Origin of the sequence: Citrobacter sp. Cf125 (assembly GCF_030333935.1) — a bacterium.
Lineage (GTDB): Bacteria > Pseudomonadota > Gammaproteobacteria > Enterobacterales > Enterobacteriaceae > Citrobacter > Citrobacter freundii.
Map to the genome: position 1 here is coordinate 85,019 of NZ_JAOWEY010000016.1, position 22,158 is coordinate 107,176.

Below are 22,158 nucleotides of genomic sequence, written 5' to 3' on the forward strand. Positions count from 1 at the left end.
ACGCGACGCTTATCAGGCCTGGAATTACCTTAGCACAGCTCTAACTGAATATGATGGTCAGCAATCACCTGCATCACACCAGCAGGCGGCAGCGTGTCGGTATACACCGCATCCACCATGCTGATGCTGCCCATATTCACCATCGCGTTACGCCCAAACTTCGAGTGGTCCACCACTAGCATCACATGACGTGAATTCTCAATGATCGCGCGTTTGGTGCGAACTTCGTGATAATCAAATTCCAGCAGCGAACCATCGCTGTCGATACCGCTGATGCCTAAGATGCCGAAGTCCAGACGGAACTGAGAAATAAAGTCGAGGGTCGCTTCGCCCATAATACCGCCGTCGCGGCTACGCAGTTCGCCACCGGCGAGGATTATGCGGAAATCCTCTTTCGCCATCAGCGTATTCGCCACATTGAGGTTGTTGGTCACAATGCGTAAATTGCTGTGATTGAGCAGCGCGTGAGCCACCGCTTCCGGCGTGGTTCCGATATCAATAAACAGCGTAGAACCGTTCGGGATCTGCGTGGCAACTTTGCGAGCAATGCGCTCTTTTTCCGCCGTCTGCGTTGCTTTACGGTCATGCCACGGGGTGTTAACCGAGCTGGATGGCAACGCCGCGCCGCCGTGATGGCGCAAAATCATGTTCTGATCGGCCAGATCGTTAAGATCGCGGCGAATCGTCTGCGGGCTGACGGAGAAATGCTCCACCAGCTCTTCAGTACTGACGTATCCCTGTTTTTTTACCAGCTCGATGATCGCGTCATGTCGTTGTGTTTGCTTCATTATTGTTCCCTGAAATTTTGCCGGATGCGCTGACGCTTATCCGGCCTACAAATTGGTCCAAACGCACACCGCCTTCCGGCACCACAAAACTTGAATCAAGTTCGTTTTCGTACATTTATAGTATCGGCAAACGCCATTGCCAAACCCACGGCCAACCCGGCGATATGAGCGCCATTCGCCATCGACATGCCGAATAGATCAAACCAGCCGGCAACAATCCAGATCAAGGCAAAGATAATCAAACCACGCTGCAGGAAAATACCGCTCTGCGGATCGCGCTCGCCGCGCAACCACACGTAGCCCATCAGCGCATACACCACGCCAGACAATCCACCAAACCACGGGCCGCTAAATTTCTGCTGAACATAGCCGCTCAACAGGGCGCTGATCACGGTAATAACAATCAGTTTTCCACTGCCCAGACGCTTTTCAACCGCACCGCCGAGATACCACCACCACAGCAGGTTGAACAGAATATGCATCAGCGAGAAGTGCATAAAAGCGTGGGTGAAATAACGCCAGAATTCAAATTTCAGCGAAGGGTCAAACGGCCATGCCAGCCAGAGCATCACAGCCTGGTCGCCCAGCACGTTCATCGCGATAAACACCAGCACACACGCGGCCATCACCAACCAGGTTACCGGACCTGCGCGTTCGCGCAATGTGGCCAGGAACGGATAACGTTGGTAGCGCAGACCGCTGTCGGTCTGACCCGACTGCCAGCTTGCTGCGAGGTAGCGCGGATCGCCCGGATTCTCCAGAAACCGCACCAGTTCAGCGTGCACGCGCTGAGCCTGGGACTCATCCGCCAGCCAGACATCCGTTTGCTGATGTTGTTGAATCGTCAGGATAACGCCCTGTGTCGCCATATAATCAACAAACGCCTGCGCCACGCGGGGGTTAGCAAAAGAGGTAATCATCAACATGGTTGCTGTCGCTTATTCCACACAAAAGAGGACAGTATATCTATCCTGCCCGTTTCAGGCTGCATCTTTGTTAGCTTACGAACCGTATGCCACTTCTGCCGGAAAATGTCGATGCCAGGCATCGAAGCCGCCGTCAACGCTGTAAACCGCGTCATAGCCCTGCTGCAGAAGATATTGCGCCGCGCCTTTACTGCTGTTGCCGTGATAACACATCACCAACACGGCGGTGTCGAAATCATACTCACGCATAAATGATCCCAGCGTGTCGTTCGTCAAATGAAATGCCTGTGGGGCATGGCCCATTGCATAGCTTTGCGGGTCACGAATATCCACTAACACCGCCGCCCCCTGATGCAGCTTCTGATGCGCTTCTTCGACATTAATACATTCAAACTGATCCATTGCTCTCTCTTCTTTATATGGCAGGTGACGCTTTTCGGACATGTTACTGCTTAGTGTACGTCCCGACGGCAGTTAAACGCCATAATGTTATATGTATCACTGTAAATTGTTTATCCGATGTTACCAATGGCGCGATTCTTTGCTATTATGCTCGATAACGAACATTAATGAGCTATAACGAAAGTGCGAGAGGCCAGCATGGAAACCAAAGATCTGATTGTGATAGGTGGAGGCATCAACGGTGCCGGTATCGCGGCAGATGCCGCTGGACGCGGTTTATCCGTGCTGATGCTGGAAGCGCAGGATTTAGCCTGCGCCACCTCTTCCGCTAGCTCCAAACTCATCCACGGTGGCCTGCGCTACCTGGAACACTACGAATTTCGTCTGGTGAGCGAAGCGCTGGCCGAACGTGAAGTGCTGTTGAAAATGGCACCACACATCGCCTTCCCGATGCGCTTCCGTCTGCCCCACCGCCCGCACCTGCGTCCGGCGTGGATGATCCGGATTGGTTTGTTTATGTACGATCATCTGGGCAAACGCACCAGTTTGCCAGGTTCTACCGGTTTGCGTTTTGGCGCAGATTCTGTAATGAAACCTGAGATTGTGCGCGGTTTCGAATATTCTGACTGCTGGGTAGACGATGCACGACTGGTTTTGGCAAACGCCCAAATGGTCGTACGCAAAGGCGGAGAAGTATTAACCCGCACTCGCGCCACCTCTGCTCGCCGTGAAAACGGTTTGTGGATTGTTGAAGCTGAAGATATCGATACCGGCAAAAAACACACCTGGCAGGCGCGTGGCCTAGTCAACGCCACCGGTCCGTGGGTGAAAGAGTTCTTTGACGACGGTATGCACCTGCCATCGCCGTACGGTATTCGCCTGATTAAAGGCAGCCACATCGTGGTGCCGCGCGTCCATACCCAGAAGCAGGCTTATATTCTGCAAAACGAAGATAAACGCATTGTGTTTGTTATCCCATGGATGGACGAATTCTCGATCATCGGGACGACAGACGTTGAATACAAAGGCGATCCGAAAGCGGTGAAAATTGATGAAAGCGAGATCAATTACCTGCTGAAGGTTTACAACGCGCACTTTAAGAAGCAGCTGGGCCGTGATGATATCGTCTGGACTTACTCGGGCGTGCGTCCGCTATGCGATGACGAGTCTGACTCACCGCAGGCAATCACCCGTGATTACACGCTGGATATCCACGACGAAAACGGCAAAGCACCGCTGCTGTCGGTCTTTGGCGGTAAGCTGACGACCTATCGTAAGCTGGCTGAACACGCGATGGAAAAACTGACATCGTACTATCAGGGCATCGGCCCGGCGTGGACCAAAGAGTGCATTCTGCCAGGCGGTGACATTGGCGGCGATCGCGAAGACTACGCGGCCAAACTGCGCCGTCGCTACCCGTTCCTGACCGAGTCGCTGGCGCGCCATTATTCTCGCACCTACGGCAGCAACACCGAATGGGTCATCGGCGAAGCCACCTCGCTTGCCGAGTTAGGTGAAGACTTTGGCCATGAGTTTTATGAGGCCGAGCTGAAATATCTGGTCGATCACGAATGGGTTCGTCGTGCGGAAGATGCGTTGTGGCGTCGCACGAAAGAAGGTATGTGGCTGAACGCTGAGCAGCAGTCGCGCATGACCCAGTGGCTGGCTGAATACATTGAGAAGCACCAGCTGTCGCTGGCGTCCTGATAAAAATGCCGGATGGCGGCGACGCCTTATCCGGCCTACAAAGGTGCATAAACGTAGGCCGGGCAAGCGCAGCGCCCCCGGCCTCGTGTTTTACAACCGCACCGAATCAATATGCCAGATGTTTTCGGCGTACTCTTTGATCGTCCTGTCCGACGAGAAGTAGCCCATGTTGGCGATATTAATCATCGACTTAGTAGTCCACTCTTCCGGATGACGATACAGTTCATCAACCTTATCCTGACAATCAACGTAACTACGATAATCCGCCAGCACCTGATAGTGGTCGCCAAAGTTGATCAATGAGTCCACCAGGTCGCGATAGCGTCCCGGCTCCTCTGGGCTGAATACGCCGCTGCCGATCTGCGTCAGCACCTGGTGCAGTTCCTCGTCTTTCTCGTAATATTCACGCGGCTTATAGCCCTGACTACGCAAAGCCTCAACCTCTTCCGCCGTATTACCAAAGATAAAGATATTTTCTGCGCCCACATGTTCCAGCATCTCGACGTTGGCACCATCCAGCGTACCGATGGTCAACGCGCCATTCAGCGCAAATTTCATGTTACTGGTCCCGGAGGCTTCGGTCCCGGCCAGTGAAATCTGCTCAGACAGGTCGGCAGCAGGAATTATTACCTGCGCCAGGCTGACGCTGTAATTGGGGATAAACACCACTTTCAGTTTGTCGCCAATTTGCGGATCGTTATTGATCACTTTTGCGACGTCGTTGATCAGATGAATGATGTGCTTCGCCATGTAATAGGCCGAAGCCGCTTTACCGGCGAAGATATTCACACGCGGCACCCACTCGGCGTCAGGATCGGCCTTAATGCGGTTGTAGCGGGTGATCACATGCAGCACGTTCATCAGCTGACGTTTGTATTCGTGAATACGCTTGATCTGTACGTCAAACAGCGATTTCGGATTCACTACCACGTTAAGCTGCTGGGCAATGAGCGTGGCCAGACGTTTTTTGTTCTCCAGCTTCGCTCGGCGTACCGCCTGGTTCACCAACGGGAAATCGCAGTGCTGTTCAAGCTCGCTCAACTGGCTGAGATCGGTACGCCAGGTGCGGCCAATATTCTCATCCAGTACCTCGGAGAGCGGCGGGTTAGCCAGCGCCAGCCAGCGACGCGGCGTCACGCCGTTGGTAACGTTGCAGAAGCGGGTCGGGAAGATCTTCGCAAAGTCAGCAAATAACGACTGCACCATCAGGTTGGAGTGCAGTTCAGACACACCATTAACCTTGTGGCTCACCACGACCGCCAGCCATGCCATACGCACCCGGCGGCCGTTAGATTCATCGATAATCGACGTCCGCCCAAGCAGACCGGTATCGTTCGGATACTGCTCCTGCAGCGTTTTCAGGAAGTAGTCGTTAATCTCAAAAATGATTTGCAGATGGCGCGGCAAAATTTTGCCCAGCATATCCACCGGCCAGGTCTCCAGCGCTTCGCTCATCAAAGTGTGGTTGGTATACGAGAAAACCTGACAGCACACTTCAAACGCATCATCCCAACTGAACTTGTGCTCATCAATCAATAGACGCATCAGCTCAGGGATCGACAGCACCGGATGGGTGTCGTTGAGGTGAATGGCGATTTTATCCGCCAGATTATCGTAGGTTTTGTGCAGTTGATAATGCCGATTCAGAATGTCCTGCACCGTGGAGGAAACCAGGAAATACTCCTGGCGCAAGCGCAGCTCGCGTCCTGAATAGGTGGAGTCATCCGGATAGAGCACGCGGGAGACGTTCTCGGAGTGGTTTTTATCTTCCACCGCCGCAAAGTAGTCGCCCTGGTTAAATTTACCGAGGTTGATCTCGCTACTGGCCTGGGCATTCCACAGGCGCAGCGTGTTGGTGGCATCGGTGTCGTAACCGGGGATAATCTGGTCGTAGGCAACCGCGAGGATCTCTTCGGTTTCTATCCAGCGCGTTTTCTTGCCTTCCTGCTGTATACGCCCGCCAAAGCGCACTTTGTAGCGCGTATTGTGGCGTTTGAACTCCCATGGGTTACCGTATTCCAGCCAGTAGTCCGGCGACTCTTTCTGTCGGCCATCAACAATGTTTTGCTTGAACATGCCGTAGTCATAACGAATACCATAGCCGCGTCCCGGCAGTCCCAGCGTTGCCAGCGAGTCCAGGAAGCAGGCCGCCAGGCGCCCGAGGCCACCGTTGCCTAGGCCTGGGTCGTTTTCTTCATCGATCAGATCTTCAAGATCCAACCCCATACCTTCCAACGCATTTTTGACATCGTCATAAATACCCAACGATAACAGTGCATTGGAAAGCGTGCGGCCAATCAAAAACTCCATAGACAGGTAATAAACCTGTCGAGTTTCCTGGGATAATTGCGCACGGTTAGAACGCAGCCAGCGCTCCACGAGACGATCGCGCACCGCGAACAACGTGGCGTTCAGCCACTCATGTTTATTGGCAATGACCGGGTCCTTACCAATCGTGAACATCAGCTTGTAGGCGATAGAATGCTTAAGTGCCTCTACGCTGAGTGTGGGCGATGCATAAGTAAATGGAGCATTCATATAGGTGATTCCTGGATATCTATTTCAAGCGATAGTAAAGCTCACGGTATGACTTCGCCGCGACTTGCCAGCTAAAATCCATGGTCATGGCCTGACGTTGTACAAACCGCCACAGCGAAGGCCGGGACCACAATACGAAAGCACGCCGGATCGCACGTAGTAGCGACCAGGCATTACTATCTTCAAATACAAACCCACTGGCGATACCGTCCGCCAGGTTTTCCAGCGAACTGTCAGAGACCGTATCAGCCAGCCCACCGGTGCGCCGCACCAGCGGCAGCGTGCCGTACTTCAGTCCATACAACTGCGTTAAGCCACATGGCTCAAAACGGCTGGGAACCAATATCACATCGGCTCCACCCATGATGCGGTGCGAGAAGGCTTCGTGATAGCCAATCTGCACGCCCACTTGCCCCGGATGTTCCGCCGCCGCGGCGAGGAAACCTTCCTGCAACACCGGATCGCCCGCGCCAAGTAACGCCAGTTGCCCCCCCTGCTCTAACAGACCCGGCAGAGCCTCCAGCACCAGATCCAACCCTTTCTGACTGGTCAGACGGCTCACGACAGCAAACAGCGGCACTTTGTCGTTAACCTTAAGTCCCATCGCGATCTGCAGCTGACGTTTGTTCTCCGCCTTCTCTTCCAGCGTGTCACGCGTATAGCGCGACGCTAGCAGCAGGTCGGTTTCCGGGCTCCAGATTTTTTCATCCACGCCGTTCAGCACGCCGGAAAGCCGTCCTTCCCGATGACGCTGCTGCAACAGACCTTCCATACCATAGGCAAACTGCGGCTCGGTAATCTCCCGCGCGTAAGTTGGACTCACTGCCGTAATGTGGTCTGCGTAGTACAACCCGGCCTTCAGGAACGAAATCTGGCCGTTAAACTCCAGCCCGTGCACATTAAAGAACGACCATGGCAATTGGATGTCATCCATATGCTTTGCATAAAACATGCCTTGATAAGCCAGGTTGTGTACGGTGAACACCGATTTCGCCGGATGACCGCGCGCCGCCAGATACGCCGGGGCCAGACCGGCATGCCAGTCGTGCGCATGCACCACATCCGGGCGCCAGAATGGGTCAAGGCCGCAGGCCATTTCACATCCGGCCCAGCCAAGCAACGCAAAACGCAGGACGTTATCGGTATAAGCGAACAGGTTGGTGTCGTGATACGGGCTACCGGGACGGTCGTAAAGATGCGGCGCGTCAATCAGGTAAATACCCACGCCGTTGAAATGCCCGAAAAGCAGCGTGATACGTCCAGCGAAGGTATCGCGACGCGTCACGACCTGTGCATCGGGAATGCCGCGACGAATATCTGGAAACGCCGGGAGCAACACGCGGGCATCCACGCCGTCCGCAATTTGCGCGGCAGGTAACGCCCCAATAACATCCGCCAGTCCCCCGGTTTTTAACAGGGGGAACATCTCTGAACAAACGTGTAAAACCTGCATTATCGCTCCTGTTTGATCTGCAGTTTGCGCAGCATTTCACGCGTGACCAGCACAATGCCTTCCTCTGAACGGTAGAAACGACGCGCATCTTCTTCCGCGTTTTCACCTATCACCATGCCTTCAGGAATAACGCAGGCGCGGTCGATAATGCAACGACGTAAGCGGCACGAACGTCCCACCCACACTTCAGGTAACAACACTGCCGAATCAATGTTACAGAATGAATTCACCCGCACTCGCGGGAACAGAACGGACTGCACCACCACCGAACCTGAAATTATGCATCCGCCAGAAACCAGCGAGTTCAGCGTCATTCCGTGGCTACCGGAACGGTCCTGCACAAATTTCGCCGGTGGCAGCGATTCCATGTGCGTTCGGATTGGCCAGTCCTGGTCGTACATATCCAGTTCAGGCGTCACCGAAGCCAGATCAAGGTTCGCCTTCCAGTAGGCTTCCAGCGTCCCCACATCGCGCCAGTACGGTTCGGATTCCGGGTCAGACTGCACGCAGGACAACGGGAATGGATGTGCATACGCCATGCCAGCTTCGGTGATTTTCGGGATAATGTCTTTGCCAAAATCGTGACTGGATTTTTCATCGAGATCATCTTCCGCTAGCAGTTCATACAGATAATCGGCGTTGAAAATGTAGATCCCCATACTGGCAAGAGATTTGGTCGGGTCGCCTGGCATGGCTGGCGGATTGGCGGGTTTTTCAACGAACTCGATAATTTTATCGGTGTCGTCCACGTCCATCACGCCAAACGCGCTGGCCTCTTCAATAGGCACTGGCATACAGGCCACGGTGCAACGCGCGCCCTTCTCGACGTGGTCGATCAGCATGCGTGAGTAGTCCTGCTTATAAATATGATCGCCCGCGAGGATCACCACGTATTCCGCTTTATAGCGTCGAATGATGTCCAGGTTTTGGGTCACCGCATCCGCCGTACCGCGATACCAGTTTTCACCCTGCATTCTCTGCTGGGCAGGCAGCAAATCGACAAACTCGTTCATCTCTTCGCTAAAGAACGACCAGCCGCGCTGAATATGCTGCACCAGCGTATGGGACTGGTACTGGGTGATCACGCCAATACGGCGGATCCCGGAGTTAATACAGTTGGATAAGGCAAAATCGATAATGCGGAACTTACCGCCAAAGTGCACAGCAGGTTTGGCACGTTTGTTGGTCAAATCTTTTAAGCGGGTACCGCGGCCACCGGCCAGGATCAGGGCAACAGATTTTAATGGCAGCTGGCGCGCCAACATTACACGATCGTTCTTCTCTAAACTCACCATGACTAACTCCTTTTTTATCTTCTCTGGAACACACACAGTCCGTGCGCAGGTCCCTGCCAGACAGCCGTAAGCACCGGATTATCCTCTCCGGCAAATGGGGGAATGGCATGCCATTCCCCTTCAGGTAAAACGATATCTGTCACCTCAAGCGTGGCGTTTATTGCAATCAGAAAACGGTCTGAAAGCTGGATTTGCATCTGCCTCGGGCCGTTTTGCCACTCATCCGCACTTAAGGGTTGTGCGTACTTATTCAGCCAACGAACATTGCCATCGCCCTCTTCCCACCAGCAATCCCCTGTTAATGCAGGTATTTGCCGGCGCAGATGAATCAGCGCGGCGGTAAATGTGGTTAGCCCACTGTTTGCCTGTTGCCAGTCCAGCCACGTTAAGGCGTTATCCTGACAATAAGCGTTATTGTTGCCGTGCTGGCTATGACCATGCTCATCGCCCGCCAGCAACATCGGCGTCCCCTGGGAGAGCAACAGCGTAGTTAACAGCGCATGAATGCTGTCGCGCCGCCGCTCAATCAGGTCCAGCGTGCCGCCTAATCCTTCTTTACCATGATTGTCGCTGTAGTTATTGCTAGTGCCGTCGCGATTTTCCTCACCATTCGCTTCATTGTGCTTATTTGTGAAGCACACACAGTCGCGTAGCGTAAAACCGTCGTGCGCGGTCACCAGATTGACCGTGGCGCTGGGTTTGCGGCCCTGGCGTTTAAACACATCGCTGGATGCGGCAAAACGCCCGGCAAACTCGCCCAACGAGAGATTACGCTGGAGCCAAAAGCGTCGCGTCGCATCGCGGAAATGGTCATTCCACTCGGCAAACGGAGGGGGGAAATTCCCCACCTGATACCCGCCTTCACCAATATCCCACGGTTCCGCAATCAGCTTCACGCGTGAGAGCAGCGGACAGGTTTGGATCGCGGTAAACAGCGGCGCATCCTGACGAAACGCAGGTGTACGCCCCATGACGGAAGCCAAATCAAAACGAAAACCATCTACATGGCAGGTTTCAACCCAATAGCGCAGGCATTCACATGCGTATTCCACAACGCCGGGATGGCTCAAATTGAGGGTGTTCCCACAACCGGTCCAGTTGTAGTAATCACCATCGTCCCTGATCCAATAATAGCTACGGTTATCAATTCCGCGCAGCGAGAAGACAGGCCCTTCAAGATCCAGCTCGGCGCTGTGGTTCAAAACGATATCGAGAATGACCTCAATCCCCGCTTTGTGCAGCGCTTTTACCGCGTCGCGAAACTCATCAAGCGCGCTCTCCGGCGAACAGGCATAGGCCGGATGCAGCGCGAACATGGCCACCGGGTTGTAGCCCCAGTAGTTCGACAGGCCCAGCCGCTGAAGTCGCGGTTCGCTGGCAAAATGCGCCACCGGCAGCAGCTCCAGCGCGGTAATGCCGAGACGCTTGAAATAGTCGATCATCACCGGATGACCCAACGCTTTGTAAGTCCCGCGAATCTCTTCCGGCAGGTCAGGATGCAAATACGTCAACCCTTTGACATGCGCTTCGTAAATCACGGTATTGCCCCACGGCGTGCGCGGCGGGGCATCATCCTCCCAGTCATAATGGTCGGACACCACCACGCCCTTCAGCGCGATGGCGGCGTTATCACGGTGATCCGGTTCATTTAGCCCGCCGTGCAGCAGCGGGTTATCTTTTAACTCGCCCTCGACCCGACGCGCGCAAGGGTCGAGCAGCAGCTTGGCTGGGTTAAACCGGTGGCCCTGCTGCGGTTGCCATGGGCCATGAACGCGATAGCCATAGCGCAGACCGGGCCGGGCGTTGGCCAAATAGCCGTGCCAGACATCACCGCTACGCCCCGGCAGGTCATAGCGAAGTTCACACCCTTGCTCGTCAAATACGCATAATTCAACGCGTTCAGCGTGGGCTGAGAAGAGAGTAAAATTAACGCCATGGCCGTCATACGTTGCACCATGGGGGGTGGCGTTGCCGGTTGCCAGTTGCGTCATTCCCCCTCCCGAACCAGCCAGATCGTTGCCAACGGCGGCAACGTGAGGCTCAGTGAATGCTGACGACCATGACTGGCGATTTCATCACTGTGCACCGCACCGCCGTTGCCAGTATTGCTGCCGTGGTAATGCATCGAATCGGTATTGAGGATCTCACGCCATTTCCCCGGCTGATTGATACCGAAGCGATAGCCGTGGCGGGGCACAGGCGTAAAGTTACTGACCACGATGATTTCATTGCCGACCTTGTCACGACGCACGAAAGCCAGCACCGAACGTTCTTTGTCATCCACCACCAGCCACTCAAAGCCATAGGCGTCAAAGTCGAGCTCGTGCAGCGCTTTGTGATGACGATAGGTGAGGTTCAGATCGCGCACCAGACGCTGTACGCCGTGATGCCAGTTATCACCGCCTTCCAGCAGGTGCCAGTCGAGGCTCGCGTCATGGTTCCATTCACGTCCCTGCGCAAACTCGTTGCCCATAAACAGCAGTTTCTTGCCAGGGAAGGCCCACATCCAGCCGTAGTAGGCGCGCAGGTTGGCAAACTTCTGCCACGCATCGCCCGGCATGCGGTCGAGAATCGATTTCTTGCCGTGCACCACTTCATCGTGCGACAACGGCAGGACAAAGTTCTCGGTGTAGTTGTACAGCATGCCGAAGGTCAGCTTATCGTGGTGATGTTGGCGATAAACCGGATCCAGCTTCATGTAGTCCAGCGTGTCGTGCATCCAGCCGAGGTTCCACTTATACCAGAACCCTAAACCGCCCATGTCCTGCGGTCTTGAAACGCCAGCAAAATCAGTGGACTCTTCCGCCATGCTCACCGCACCAGGCACCTGTTCGCCAAGAATACGGTTGGTATTGCGTAAAAACTCAATGGCTTCGAGGTTTTCACGACCGCCAAATTCATTTGGGATCCATTCCCCTTCTTTACGGCTGTAGTCGCGATAAATCATCGATGCCACGGCATCCACGCGCAGCGCGTCGATACCAAAGCGCTCAATCCAGTACAGGGCGTTGCCCACCAGATAGTTGCTGACTTCACGGCGACCGTAGTTGTAGATCAGCGTGTTCCAGTCCTGGTGATACCCTTCTCGCGGGTCGCTGTGCTCATACAGCCTGGTGCCATCAAACTCTGCCAGACCAAAGTCGTCCGACGGGAAATGGCCCGGCACCCAGTCAAGAATGACGTTCAGCCCCGCCTGATGCGCGGCATTCACAAAATAGCGGAAGTCATCGCGCGTACCAAATCGACGGGTCGGCGCATACATGCCGGTAGGTTGGTAACCCCAGCTACCGTCGAACGGATGCTCGTTAATCGGCAACAGTTCAAGGTGGGTAAAGCCCATCCACTTGGCGTAAGGCACCAGCTGATCCGCCAGCTCGCGGTAGCTCAGCCAGAAGTTGTTATCGGTATGACGACGCCATGACCCCAGGTGCACTTCATAGATAGAGATTGGCGCATCAAACTGGTTGGCTTTTTTACGCTCCTCGCTTTGCACCACTTTTTCCGGCAGACCACAGATAAGCGACGCGGTTTCCGGGCGCATTTGCGCTTCAAAGGCGTAAGGGTCCGCTTTGATTCGCAGCTTACCGTTGGCATCGATCATCTCATATTTATACAGCTGACCATGCTGCGCACCGGGGATAAACAGCTCCCAGATACCGCTTTCTTTGCGCAGGCGCATCGGGTGGCGACGGCCATCCCAGTAGTTGAACTGCCCCACCACTGACACGCGTTGAGCGTTAGGTGCCCAGACAGAGAAGCGCGTGCCGGTTACGCCATCCATGGTATCCGCATGCGCGCCCAGCGTTTCGTAAGGTCGCAGGTGCGTACCTTCAGATAACAGCCAGGCATCCATATCCTGGATCAGCGGGCCAAAACGATAAGGGTCATCAATCAGATTCTGCTGTCCATGCCAGACAACGGCCAACTGATAGCGAAAGAAATTTTTACGGCGGGGAAGTACTGCACAGAAAAAACCGCGAGAGTCGAGGCAGTCCAGCTTGCCGACTTTGCGTCCGGTTTTGGGTTCGATCACCCACACTTCGGTGGCGTCAGGTAATAGGGCGCGGACTTCAAGTCCAGCGTCAGTTTGGTGCATACCGAGTACGGAAAAAGGATCCGCAAAATGGCCTGCAATTAGCGCATTAATCACGTCTCTATCGATACGAACGGACATGGTTGTCATCCTGTTTTATGGTGTCACCCCTTCCAACTGATTTTCGACATCAGGTAGCGACACTTTTTTTGACCTGAACGGCGCAGCACAATTGTGCATCCTCTCTGCGTCGTCCCACCTTCAGGCAACAACTTAATACCTCCGGTACTAAGTCACCCTTAAAGAATAGCCAATGCTTTATCTTACTCCTGGTAAAAAATGAAACATCTGCGCTTACTCCTGTATTACGCAAAAAAAAGGGTGACTCAGCACCCTTTGATCATTAACAAACCATTACGCCAGTTGACGTAACATGCGGCGCAATGGCTCCGCAGCACCCCAAAGCAGCTGGTCACCTACGGTAAAGGCTGACAGGAACTCCGGTCCCATATTCAGCTTACGCAGACGACCTACTGGCGTGGTCAACGTGCCGGTAACGGCCGCCGGGGTTAACTCACGCATGGTGATTTCACGATCGTTTGGTACTACTTTCGCCCACGGGTTGTGCGCCGCCAGCAGTTCTTCCACGGTCGGAATAGACACATCTTTTTTCAGTTTGATGGTGAACGCCTGGCTGTGGCAGCGCAGCGCGCCGACGCGCACGCACAGACCATCAACCGGGATCACGGAAGACGTGTTGAGAATTTTGTTGGTTTCCGCCTGTCCCTTCCACTCTTCACGGCTCTGACCGTTATCGAGCTGTTTGTCGATCCACGGAATCAGGCTACCGGCCAGCGGTACGCCAAAGTTATCAACCGGCAGTTCACCGCTACGGGACAGGGTCGTCACTTTACGTTCGATGTCGAGAATAGCAGAGGATGGGGTCGCCAGCTCCTCGGCCACATGGCCATACAGATGGCCCATCTGAGACAACAGCTCGCGCATATGACGCGCGCCGCCGCCGGAAGCCGCCTGATAGGTCGCCACGGAGACCCAGTCGACCAGGTCGTTGGCAAACAGGCCACCGAGGGACATCAGCATCAGGCTAACGGTACAGTTACCGCCGACAAAGGTCTTAATACCTTTATTCAGGCCATCGGTGATGACATCCTGGTTAACCGGATCGAGAATAATGATGGCGTCGTCTTTCATACGCAGCGAAGAGGCCGCGTCAATCCAGTAACCCTGCCAACCGCTTTCACGAAGCTTTGGATAGATTTCGTTGGTATAATCGCCGCCCTGACAGGTCACGATGATATCGAGCGCCTTCAGCGCATCCAGATCAAAAGCGTCCTGAAGCGTGCCGGTCGCGGTTCCACCGAATGTCGGTGCCGCCTGCCCGAGCTGGGAAGTAGAAAAGAAAACAGGGCGAATGGCGTCGAAGTCACGCTCCTCAACCATGCGTTGCATGAGAACAGAGCCGACCATACCGCGCCAGCCGATAAAACCAACATTTTTCATAGCGTTTTTTTCCTGCAGAGATGTGTGCTGTGTATGTATGCCAGTGTCCTGGTGGCATATCCTTCACCATACAAAATGCAGCCAAAGTCGCAAGTGAAATTAATCAATGATAGCGAAGCCATCAGTAATGCGACTTATCCCGCTGCGCAAGCAAGCAGAAAGTCCGTGGTAATTATCAGGGAATTTGAGTTATGAATGAAATCATTTCAGCGGCAGTTTTATTGATCCTGATTATGGATCCACTCGGAAATCTGCCCATTTTCATGTCCGTATTGAAACATACCGAACCAAAACGCCGCCGCGCGATTATGATTCGCGAGCTGTTCATTGCGCTGTTGGTGATGCTGATATTCCTGTTTGCGGGCGAGAAAATTCTGGCATTTCTTAACCTGCGCGCGGAAACCGTTTCTATCTCCGGGGGCATCATTTTGTTCCTGATCGCCATTAAGATGATTTTCCCCAGCGCCACCGGGAATAGCACCGGGCTTCCGGCGGGTGAAGAGCCGTTTATCGTGCCGCTGGCGATCCCGCTGGTAGCCGGTCCGACAATCCTGGCTTCACTAATGCTGTTGTCGCATCAGTATCCTAATCAGATGGGGCATCTGGTAATCGCCCTGCTGATCGCCTGGGGCGGTACGTTTGTGATTCTGTTGCAGTCGTCGCTGTTTTTGCGTCTGCTGGGGGAGAAAGGGGTGAACGCGCTGGAGCGCCTGATGGGGCTGATTCTGGTGATGATGGCCACCCAGATGTTCCTCGACGGCGTACGGATGTGGATGAAGGGGTAATTTCTCCTTTTTGAACCGGATGACATGTTACCCGGAGAACGGTTCCGTTCACGTTATGTTCGTTGCTTCTCTGGAGTTTCTTCATCGGTGAACGTGTTAAGGGGGCTACGCAGCCCCCTTAACAATCCCGGCTCTCCGGCAGGAAAATTGTTGCTGCGCAATACCCTCCGCTTATTCCTCCAGGCTACCGGGCCGGGCGCGAGGAAACGTCCCTGTAAAACGCGCCCTGAGCCAGCATCCATGCTGACTCCCCCGGCCTTACGGAAACACGTCGGCAATTTTCAGCCGGACCAGCCCACACCTGACCATCTGCGTTTTTATTTGAACAGGTTTGGACAGCAAAACAAATTTAACTGGAAGTCAGAGCGTTGAAGCGATGACACCGGTCCGGCTGAAAATCGATGAGGCGTTGACGGCTGACCGGGTCTGCCCGCAGGGATGCGGGCAAAGGGGACGGCCTGCAGGGACGCAGGCTCGGCCCCGACCCGACAGGCAGACGGAATAAGACGAATAACTCGCGCAGCGACGATTTTCCCGCCGGGAGCCTGGGTTGCAAGGGAGGCGGCGGTGAGCCTCCCTTGCACGTTCACGGGTATCAGCGCTTCAAAGAAATGACACCACTGAGGTGAACGGAAACCTGAGCAATAATCACATGTTCACCCTACATGCTTAACTGAACGGCATTGCGCTGTAATTTCAGGTATTCCTTATGCTTTTAAGTCGCTGATATAACGTATTTTCATTTCTGCGAAGCGCCTTCCGGAATGCCCTCTTGTCAGCATCGTGAATTAGCCTTATCTTCTCGCTGCACCTGCAAAATCAGGTGTCAGAATTAGCCTTCTGAAAATCATACTGGCGACATATACTTCTATGTCGTGCGACCGATTTCGTCTCAATGGCGGGTCGAGCGGGGGCGTCGCAAGACGCGCCGGTATCCAGTATGACCGGTAAGGCTAACTCCGCTCGATTCTGCCACCCGCGAGATTAGCCTCTCCGGTGGTGGTTTAAATAAAACATACTGGAGGCTGCCCTATGGCGACTACCCCTCTCTTTTCACACTCTTTATTTACCCTGCCCTTTAGCCATGCCACGGACTTCACCGAACTGGCGGATAACTGCGAGCGTTTTGTCGAAGGACTGGTTGAATGCCATGACCCGGTTGAAAAACTGGCGATTTGTGCACGTCTGTCGGCCTGTCTCGCGTTATTGCAACCGACCTTAACGGAGCCTGTACCGCAGCATCTACAGGCCAGCCTGACGGTAGAAACCTTACCGACCCGTTTTCCCCTTTTCGAGCCTGAGCCCGACCAGATGGGGCGTTACTGCCAGCTTTTGACGCATTTGCTGATGAGCAAAACGCTTTCTGATGATATGGAGCGAGTAGCGGGTGATTTGTTGCAGGATTTGGTGGGGTATTTCGCCGACACGCTGAAAGCGCCGCGTTGGTTGAAAACAGAGGATGGTGTGATGGTGCTGTAAAAAAGCCGGGTGGCGCTTGCGCTTACCCGGCCTACGATGCGGATGTGTGCTCGTTTCCAGGCCCGGTAAGCGCAAGCGCCACCGGGCAACAAGACTCAGCTCAACAGCTGGAAAGCAATCATACCGACAATCGCGCCGACCGTACCGAGGATGGTTTCCATCATCGTCCAGGTCTTCAACGTTTGTGCTTCCGTTGCGCCGGTAAATTTACCGAACAACCAGAAACCGGCGTCGTTAACGTGGCTGACCACGATCGAGCCGCCTGCGATACAAATAGACAGTGCCGCCATCTGTGCGCCGGAGAAGTTTAGCTGTTCAATCACCGGCATCACCAGACCGACCGCCGTTAAGCACGCCACGGTCGCGGAACCCTGAATGATACGCACCGCTGCCGCCAGCACGAAGCAGGTAATGGCAATCGGCAGACCCATTCCGGTTAACGTTTCGCCCAGCGCCGGACCGACGCCGGAATCAACCAGCACTTGTTTAAACACGCCACCTGCACCAATCACCAGCAGGATAATCCCCGCCGGTTGCAGCGCATGACCGCAGATCTCCATCACTTTGTCTTTTGGCATACCCTGGCGAATCGCCAGACCGTAAATCGCCACCAGACAGGCAACCAGAATCGCGGTAAACGGGTGGCCGATAAACTCAAACCATTCGTAAGTTGAAGAACCAACCGGCACAAAGCGCGCGGCGATGGTTTTCAGACCAACCAATACCAGCGGCAGCAGGATCAGCGACAAGCTAAAGCCGAAGGACGGCATTTTACCTTCGCCCAGATGCGGCTCGGTAATGTCATCAGGAATGTTCAGCTCAACGTAACGGCTGATGAAATTACCCCACAGCGGCCCGGCGATAATCATGCCCGGAATCGCGGCACACAGGCCAATCAGGATCATCCAGCCAAAGTCAGCGTGCATCTGCGAAGCCAGCAACATCGGCGCTGGCCCCGGCAGTAAAAACGCCGCAGCCGCCGCTACGCCTGCAAATAACGGAATGACTAATTTAACCAGGTTGGTACCGGTGTGACGCGCCATCGAGAACGCCACGCTGATCAGCAGCACAATCGCCACCTCAAAGAACAGCGGTAGCGCACAGATAAGCCCGGCCAGGCCAATCGCGTAATGTGCGCGGCTGTGGCCGAAGGATTTCAGCATTTTGACGGCAATTTGATCGACTGCGCCGGTCTCATGCAAAATCTTGCCAAACATCGCTCCCAACGCCACAACAATCGCCAGGAAACCGAGCGTGCCTCCCATCCCTTTTTCCATAGTCGCGGCGATTTTATCGAGCGGCATACCGGAAAAGAGACCTGCACCAATAGACACCACCATCAAAGCAAGGAAGGCGTGCATACGCGCCTTCATCACTAAAAACAGCAGTAATAAAACGGACCCTACTGCTGTTAAAACAAGCGTTAATGTACTCACTACTTACTGCCCTGGTTAATAACCTCAATGGTGCTGGCGACCACACCGTCCAGTGGTTGATCGATATCGACCACCAGTACATCGTTTTCATTCGCACCTGGTTCTTCCAGCGCTTCAAACTGGGTCACCAGCATCTGCGTTTTGAAGAAGTGGCCTTTACGCGCTTTTAGACGACTTTCGATAACGTCAAAATCCCCTTTCAGATAGATGAAAGAGAGGTTCGGGTTACCGTCGCGCAGCTGGTCGCGATAGACTTTTTTCAGAGCGGAACAGACGATCAGCGAAACCTTGTTGGTACGCTGCATCGCAAAGGCGGCGTCATTCAGCGCCTGTAACCACGGTTTACGGTCATCATCGTTGAGTGGCTCACCGGAAGCCATTTTCATGATGTTGCTGCGCGGATGGAGAAAATCGCCATCAAGAAACGCGGCCTGCAGTTGATGCGCCACTTCGCTGGCGACAGCAGATTTACCGCTGCCCGATACGCCCATCAGAACGTAAACGTGGTGATCATGATTAGTCGTGCTCAAAGCGTTGCCCCCACTGGTACAAGAATCTGGAAATTGTTACGGGTAACTGTTATCGGTAACATTGTCCAGCCGGATAAATAGAGAAGCAATATCCATTCGTGCTCGAAGTGTATAAGTGTGAGCTACTTCAAACTTGTTGGCTTAAATAGATCCGCCCGGTGACAAGGTGAAACCTAAATCTAACATTTTAGGTGTGACTGCTTCACCACGGATGCGCGCCAGCAGGCGTTCAGCACCAATGCTGCCCATGCGTTCACGCGGCGTGAGCACGCTCGCCAGACGCGGCTCCATCACCTGTCCGATGTCGTGACCGTGGAATCCGGCAATCGCCATGTCATCCGGGATTTTTAGCCCTAAACGCTGGCATTCGAAGGCCGCCCCTACCGCCAGGTCATCGTTGGTACAGAAAATGCCGTCGAGCTGCGGGTATTCGCGCCGCGCCTGACGGATGAGTTCAATACCGGAGGAGTAGGAAGAAGACTGTTCCACCATCACGCTGTACGGCACCAGGTTGGCATCGCGCATTGCCTGCTCGTAGCCCCTCTGTTTGATGATAGTACGTTCATCAAGACGTGCGCCAAGATAGGCAACATGACGGTGCCCGCGGGCGATGATAGCGGCAGTCATCTGGCGCGCGGCTTCAAAGTTGTCGAAACCGACGGCGATATCCAGGCACGGGGACTGGCTGTCCATCAGCTCAACCACCGGGATACCGGCGACCTCAATCATTTTCAGCGTACGAGGCGTATGGCTACGTTCGGTGAGGATCAGGCCATCGATATTCCACGACAGCATCGATTCCAGGCGCTCTTGTTCCATCTCTGGCTTATAGCCGTAGTGCGCGAGCATAGTTTGATAACCATGGGCGTCGGTGACGGCCTCAATGCCGCGTAACACTTCAGCAAAAACCTGGTTAGTGAGAGACGGTAACAACACGCCGATAGCGCGACTGGTGGCGTTAGAAAGGATATCAGGAGCGCGATTGGGAATATAACCCAGCTCATCAAGTGCAGCGGCAATTTTGCCCCGCAGCGCCACGGAGACCTGCTCCGGGTTACGCAAAAAGCGACTGACCGTCATTTTGGTCACGCCCACGCGGTCGGCTACATCCTGAAGTACGGGTCTTTTCTTTTTCATCGTCCTGAAGCGTTAAAAAGGGATAGATTCCCCCAGTTTACCACGGACGCACGGAATTAATGACAAACGATGAAAAGCCGGATGGCAACGCTTTCGCGTCTTATCCGGCCTACATCAGGTTACAGCACGTTAGACAGGCGGCAGATCAAACAGTAACACTTCGCTGTCGCTGTCGGCATGAATAGAAATTGCCTGTTCATCCCAGATTGCCAGACCGTCGCTGGTGGTCGCTTTGGTTCCGTTAATGGTGACGTTGCCTTTAACGACCTGGATCCAGACGCGACGTTCAGCGGCAATCTGATGTACCGACTGCTCATCTTTGACCAGCGCCCAACGGTACAGCTCCATATCCTGGTACACTTTCAGTGAGCCATCGCGGGCATCAGGCGACAGCACCAGTTGTTTACCCTGAGCGGCATCGAAACGGCGCTGTTCATAGCGCGGCGTAATACCGTTTTCCTGCGGCATGATCCAGATCTGATACAGATGCAGCTTCTCAGTATTACTCGGGTTGTACTCCGAGTGACGGATCCCCGTCCCGGCGCTCATAATCTGAAACTCTCCGGCCGGCACCTGCTCTTTGTTGCCCATGCTGTCCTGATGTTCCACCGCACCTTCCAGCACGTAGGTCAGGATTTCCATGTCTTTATGGGGGTGAGTGCCAAAGCCCTGGCCTGCGTCAATCACGTCATCGTTAATCACGCGCAGTGCCGAGAACCCCATAAAGTTCGGGTCATAGTAGTTGGCAAAAGAGAAGGTATGCCAGGAATCGAGCCAGCCATGATTCGCATGACCGCGGTCGTTAGCTTTGCGTAAATAGATCATTGTGTTCACCCCCAGATGTTTTCGATGGAGTAAGTGTGGACTCAATCCGCCTGGGATCATAGAGGGTGAAAATTGACTCCTCTGTTCAAAAAATATGAATAAACCCAGAGGAGTCTGTGCAGGCTATTTGGCGAGGGTTATCGTCGCCGGAGATGCCTGTTCGAAGGCGCGTTCGAGAATCTCCAGGTTAGTTAGAACTTCAGATTCCTTGACGTAATTAGGCGTACCGGCGGTCAGCGTCTGGTACAACGCATCATAGACGCGACCGTAATCCCCCACCTCCGGCTTCACCTCTTCTTTTACTGTGATGCCGTCATCGTTGACATACTCCAGCATTCCGATGGAATCATCAGCAGCGAAACCAGGCTCACCCGGCATGATATTGGCCTTCAGACTGGTTTCCTGCTGGTCGATGCCGTACTTCACAAACGAGCCTTTGGTGCCATGGACGATAAACTTCGGATAGTCGATTTTCACCAAATGACTGGTTTTAACAATGGTTTTCAGGTCGCCGTAAAACAGCTGCGCTTCAAAGGTATCGTCCGGGTTCGCTTTATTACGCAGGCTGCGGATGTCATAGGCCACATGGTCGGGGCGACCAAACAGCGAGATAATTTGGTCCATCGTATGGACACCCAGCCCATAGAACGCACCGTCCTGCGGCAGACCCGGTTTGGTTTCCGCCACGGGACGGTAGTAATCGAAATGGCTTTCAACCTCAACAATTTCGCCGAGCTTGCCGCTCTCAATCGCTTTTTTAGCAGTGAGAAAGCAGGAGTCAAAACGGCGATTCTGATACGGCGTAACGATCAGCCCTTTGCTTTGCGCCAGTTCGAACAGCACTTTTGCTTCTGCCAGCGTCGGCGTGAACGGTTTCTCAACCAGCACGTTTTTACCCGCCTCCAGCGCACGTTTGGCGTAGTCAAAATGGCTGTCAGCATGGGTACAAACGATCACTAACTTCACCTGCGGATCGTTTAAGATCTCGTCGAGGTCGCTGGTGAAGTGAATATGTGAATACTGCGGCGCCTGCTCTTCCGGCCTGGCGTTACGGCGGAAAATGTGCGCGACATGCCAGCTATTTTTACGGTTGAGGACGTACGGCAAATGGTAGCGAGTGGTACTTTTACCAAAACCAATAAATGCGCAGTGTAAGGTCATGAGACAGTCCTTTTGAAGGTGATTGTCTACACCATAGCGCAAAGCGGCTGGAGACTGAATGTTGGATTCTTTGCCGGATGCGGCGTTGCCTTATCCGGCCTACAAAACCCAGGTCTCAGCCGTAGGCCGGATAAGCGCAAGC

General features: G+C 54.1%; 17 protein-coding genes. 3 read left to right on the forward strand and 14 right to left on the reverse strand.

Features of this window, described 5'->3' with window-relative positions; translation table 11 throughout:
- Window positions 1–29: 29 nt before the first annotated feature.
- The 3 genes from OGV89_RS01575 to glpE form a co-directional block, all read right to left on the reverse strand.
- Window positions 30–788, reverse strand: a complete 759-nt coding sequence (locus OGV89_RS01575; RefSeq protein ID WP_003023499.1) for a DeoR/GlpR family transcriptional regulator — start codon at window positions 786–788, stop codon at window positions 30–32.
- Window positions 789–883: 95 nt separating this feature from the next.
- Window positions 884–1,714 (reverse strand): rhomboid family intramembrane serine protease GlpG, encoded by an 831-nt coding sequence (gene glpG, locus OGV89_RS01580; protein ID WP_003023496.1) that lies wholly within the window; start codon window positions 1,712–1,714, stop codon window positions 884–886.
- A gap of 75 nt (window positions 1,715–1,789) precedes the next feature.
- The gene (gene glpE / locus OGV89_RS01585; RefSeq protein WP_049003361.1) at window positions 1,790–2,116 is read right to left on the reverse strand and encodes a thiosulfate sulfurtransferase GlpE; all 327 of its coding nucleotides are present in this window, start codon (window positions 2,114–2,116) and stop codon (window positions 1,790–1,792) included.
- A 198-nt stretch (window positions 2,117–2,314) separates the two neighbouring features.
- Between glpE and glpD the strand changes: the two genes are divergently transcribed.
- Window positions 2,315–3,823 carry a glycerol-3-phosphate dehydrogenase gene (gene glpD / locus OGV89_RS01590; protein WP_286558052.1) on the forward strand — a complete coding sequence of 503 codons (1,509 nt, stop codon included), beginning with the start codon at window positions 2,315–2,317 and terminating at the stop codon, window positions 3,821–3,823.
- A gap of 90 nt (window positions 3,824–3,913) precedes the next feature.
- Here the strand turns inward: glpD and glgP are convergent, their stop codons facing one another.
- The 6 genes from glgP to asd form a co-directional block, all read right to left on the reverse strand.
- Window positions 3,914–6,361, reverse strand: a complete 2,448-nt coding sequence (gene glgP, locus OGV89_RS01595) for a glycogen phosphorylase (protein WP_003023492.1) — start codon at window positions 6,359–6,361, stop codon at window positions 3,914–3,916.
- Between the two features lie 19 nt (window positions 6,362–6,380).
- A complete protein-coding gene (glgA, locus tag OGV89_RS01600; protein WP_003023490.1) occupies window positions 6,381–7,814 on the reverse strand; it encodes a glycogen synthase GlgA in 1,434 nt (477 codons plus the stop codon).
- Window positions 7,814–9,109, reverse strand: a complete 1,296-nt coding sequence (glgC, locus tag OGV89_RS01605; protein WP_003023489.1) for a glucose-1-phosphate adenylyltransferase — start codon at window positions 9,107–9,109, stop codon at window positions 7,814–7,816. Before glgC ends, glgA begins: the two co-directional genes overlap by 1 nt.
- 14 nt (window positions 9,110–9,123) lie before the next feature.
- The gene (gene glgX / locus OGV89_RS01610) at window positions 9,124–11,100 is read right to left on the reverse strand and encodes a glycogen debranching protein GlgX (protein ID WP_046671275.1); all 1,977 of its coding nucleotides are present in this window, start codon (window positions 11,098–11,100) and stop codon (window positions 9,124–9,126) included.
- A complete protein-coding gene (gene glgB, locus OGV89_RS01615; RefSeq protein ID WP_016151109.1) occupies window positions 11,097–13,283 on the reverse strand; it encodes a 1,4-alpha-glucan branching enzyme in 2,187 nt (728 codons plus the stop codon). Before glgB ends, glgX begins: the two co-directional genes overlap by 4 nt.
- A gap of 273 nt (window positions 13,284–13,556) precedes the next feature.
- Window positions 13,557–14,663: an aspartate-semialdehyde dehydrogenase gene (gene asd / locus OGV89_RS01620; RefSeq protein WP_003837862.1), complete on the reverse strand. Its 1,107-nt coding sequence runs from the start codon at window positions 14,661–14,663 to the stop codon at window positions 13,557–13,559.
- 191 nt (window positions 14,664–14,854) lie between these two features.
- Between asd and yhgN the strand changes: the two genes are divergently transcribed.
- Together yhgN and OGV89_RS01630 are read left to right on the forward strand one after the other, a co-directional pair.
- On the forward strand, window positions 14,855–15,448 hold the full coding sequence (gene yhgN, locus OGV89_RS01625) for an NAAT family transporter YhgN (protein ID WP_003023480.1): 594 nt from the start codon (window positions 14,855–14,857) through the stop codon (window positions 15,446–15,448).
- Window positions 15,449–16,480: 1,032 nt separating this feature from the next.
- Complete coding sequence (locus OGV89_RS01630; protein WP_003846194.1) at window positions 16,481–16,927, forward strand: lipoate--protein ligase family protein; 447 nt, start codon at window positions 16,481–16,483, stop codon at window positions 16,925–16,927.
- 95 nt (window positions 16,928–17,022) lie between these two features.
- Here OGV89_RS01630 and gntU read toward each other — a convergent pair whose 3' ends face one another.
- The 5 genes from gntU to OGV89_RS01655 all read right to left on the reverse strand — a co-directional run bounded on the left by gntU (window position 17,023) and on the right by OGV89_RS01655 (window position 22,016).
- Window positions 17,023–18,363: a gluconate transporter gene (gntU, locus tag OGV89_RS01635; RefSeq protein ID WP_286558054.1), complete on the reverse strand. Its 1,341-nt coding sequence runs from the start codon at window positions 18,361–18,363 to the stop codon at window positions 17,023–17,025.
- On the reverse strand, window positions 18,363–18,893 hold the full coding sequence (gene gntK / locus OGV89_RS01640) for a gluconokinase (RefSeq protein ID WP_003023475.1): 531 nt from the start codon (window positions 18,891–18,893) through the stop codon (window positions 18,363–18,365). The genes gntU and gntK overlap by 1 nt, the downstream gene beginning before the upstream one ends.
- 141 nt (window positions 18,894–19,034) lie before the next feature.
- Window positions 19,035–20,030 carry a gluconate operon transcriptional repressor GntR gene (gntR, locus tag OGV89_RS01645; protein ID WP_003023473.1) on the reverse strand — a complete coding sequence of 332 codons (996 nt, stop codon included), beginning with the start codon at window positions 20,028–20,030 and terminating at the stop codon, window positions 19,035–19,037.
- Window positions 20,031–20,159: 129 nt separating this feature from the next.
- Window positions 20,160–20,855 (reverse strand): quercetin 2,3-dioxygenase, encoded by a 696-nt coding sequence (gene yhhW / locus OGV89_RS01650; protein WP_003023472.1) that lies wholly within the window; start codon window positions 20,853–20,855, stop codon window positions 20,160–20,162.
- Between the two features lie 123 nt (window positions 20,856–20,978).
- A complete protein-coding gene (locus OGV89_RS01655) occupies window positions 20,979–22,016 on the reverse strand; it encodes an oxidoreductase (RefSeq protein WP_003846193.1) in 1,038 nt (345 codons plus the stop codon).
- Window positions 22,017–22,158: the final 142 nt, after the last annotated feature.

Bases quoted from the DNA above. Each gene is read 5' to 3' on its own strand.
- OGV89_RS01575 (WP_003023499.1), bottom strand. From the start codon at position 788: ATGAAGCAAACACAACGACATGACGCGATCATCGAGCTGGTAAAAAAA.
- glpG (WP_003023496.1), bottom strand. From the start codon at position 1,714: ATGTTGATGATTACCTCTTTTGCTAACCCCCGCGTGGCGCAGGCGTTT.
- glpE (WP_049003361.1), bottom strand. From the start codon at position 2,116: ATGGATCAGTTTGAATGTATTAATGTCGAAGAAGCGCATCAGAAGCTG.
- glpD (WP_286558052.1), top strand. From the start codon at position 2,315: ATGGAAACCAAAGATCTGATTGTGATAGGTGGAGGCATCAACGGTGCC.
- glgP (WP_003023492.1), bottom strand. From the start codon at position 6,361: ATGAATGCTCCATTTACTTATGCATCGCCCACACTCAGCGTAGAGGCA.
- glgA (WP_003023490.1), bottom strand. From the start codon at position 7,814: ATGCAGGTTTTACACGTTTGTTCAGAGATGTTCCCCCTGTTAAAAACC.
- glgC (WP_003023489.1), bottom strand. From the start codon at position 9,109: ATGGTGAGTTTAGAGAAGAACGATCGTGTAATGTTGGCGCGCCAGCTG.
- glgX (WP_046671275.1), bottom strand. From the start codon at position 11,100: ATGACGCAACTGGCAACCGGCAACGCCACCCCCCATGGTGCAACGTAT.
- glgB (WP_016151109.1), bottom strand. From the start codon at position 13,283: ATGTCCGTTCGTATCGATAGAGACGTGATTAATGCGCTAATTGCAGGC.
- asd (WP_003837862.1), bottom strand. From the start codon at position 14,663: ATGAAAAATGTTGGTTTTATCGGCTGGCGCGGTATGGTCGGCTCTGTT.
- yhgN (WP_003023480.1), top strand. From the start codon at position 14,855: ATGAATGAAATCATTTCAGCGGCAGTTTTATTGATCCTGATTATGGAT.
- OGV89_RS01630 (WP_003846194.1), top strand. From the start codon at position 16,481: ATGGCGACTACCCCTCTCTTTTCACACTCTTTATTTACCCTGCCCTTT.
- gntR (WP_003023473.1), bottom strand. From the start codon at position 20,030: ATGAAAAAGAAAAGACCCGTACTTCAGGATGTAGCCGACCGCGTGGGC.
- yhhW (WP_003023472.1), bottom strand. From the start codon at position 20,855: ATGATCTATTTACGCAAAGCTAACGACCGCGGTCATGCGAATCATGGC.
- OGV89_RS01655 (WP_003846193.1), bottom strand. From the start codon at position 22,016: ATGACCTTACACTGCGCATTTATTGGTTTTGGTAAAAGTACCACTCGC.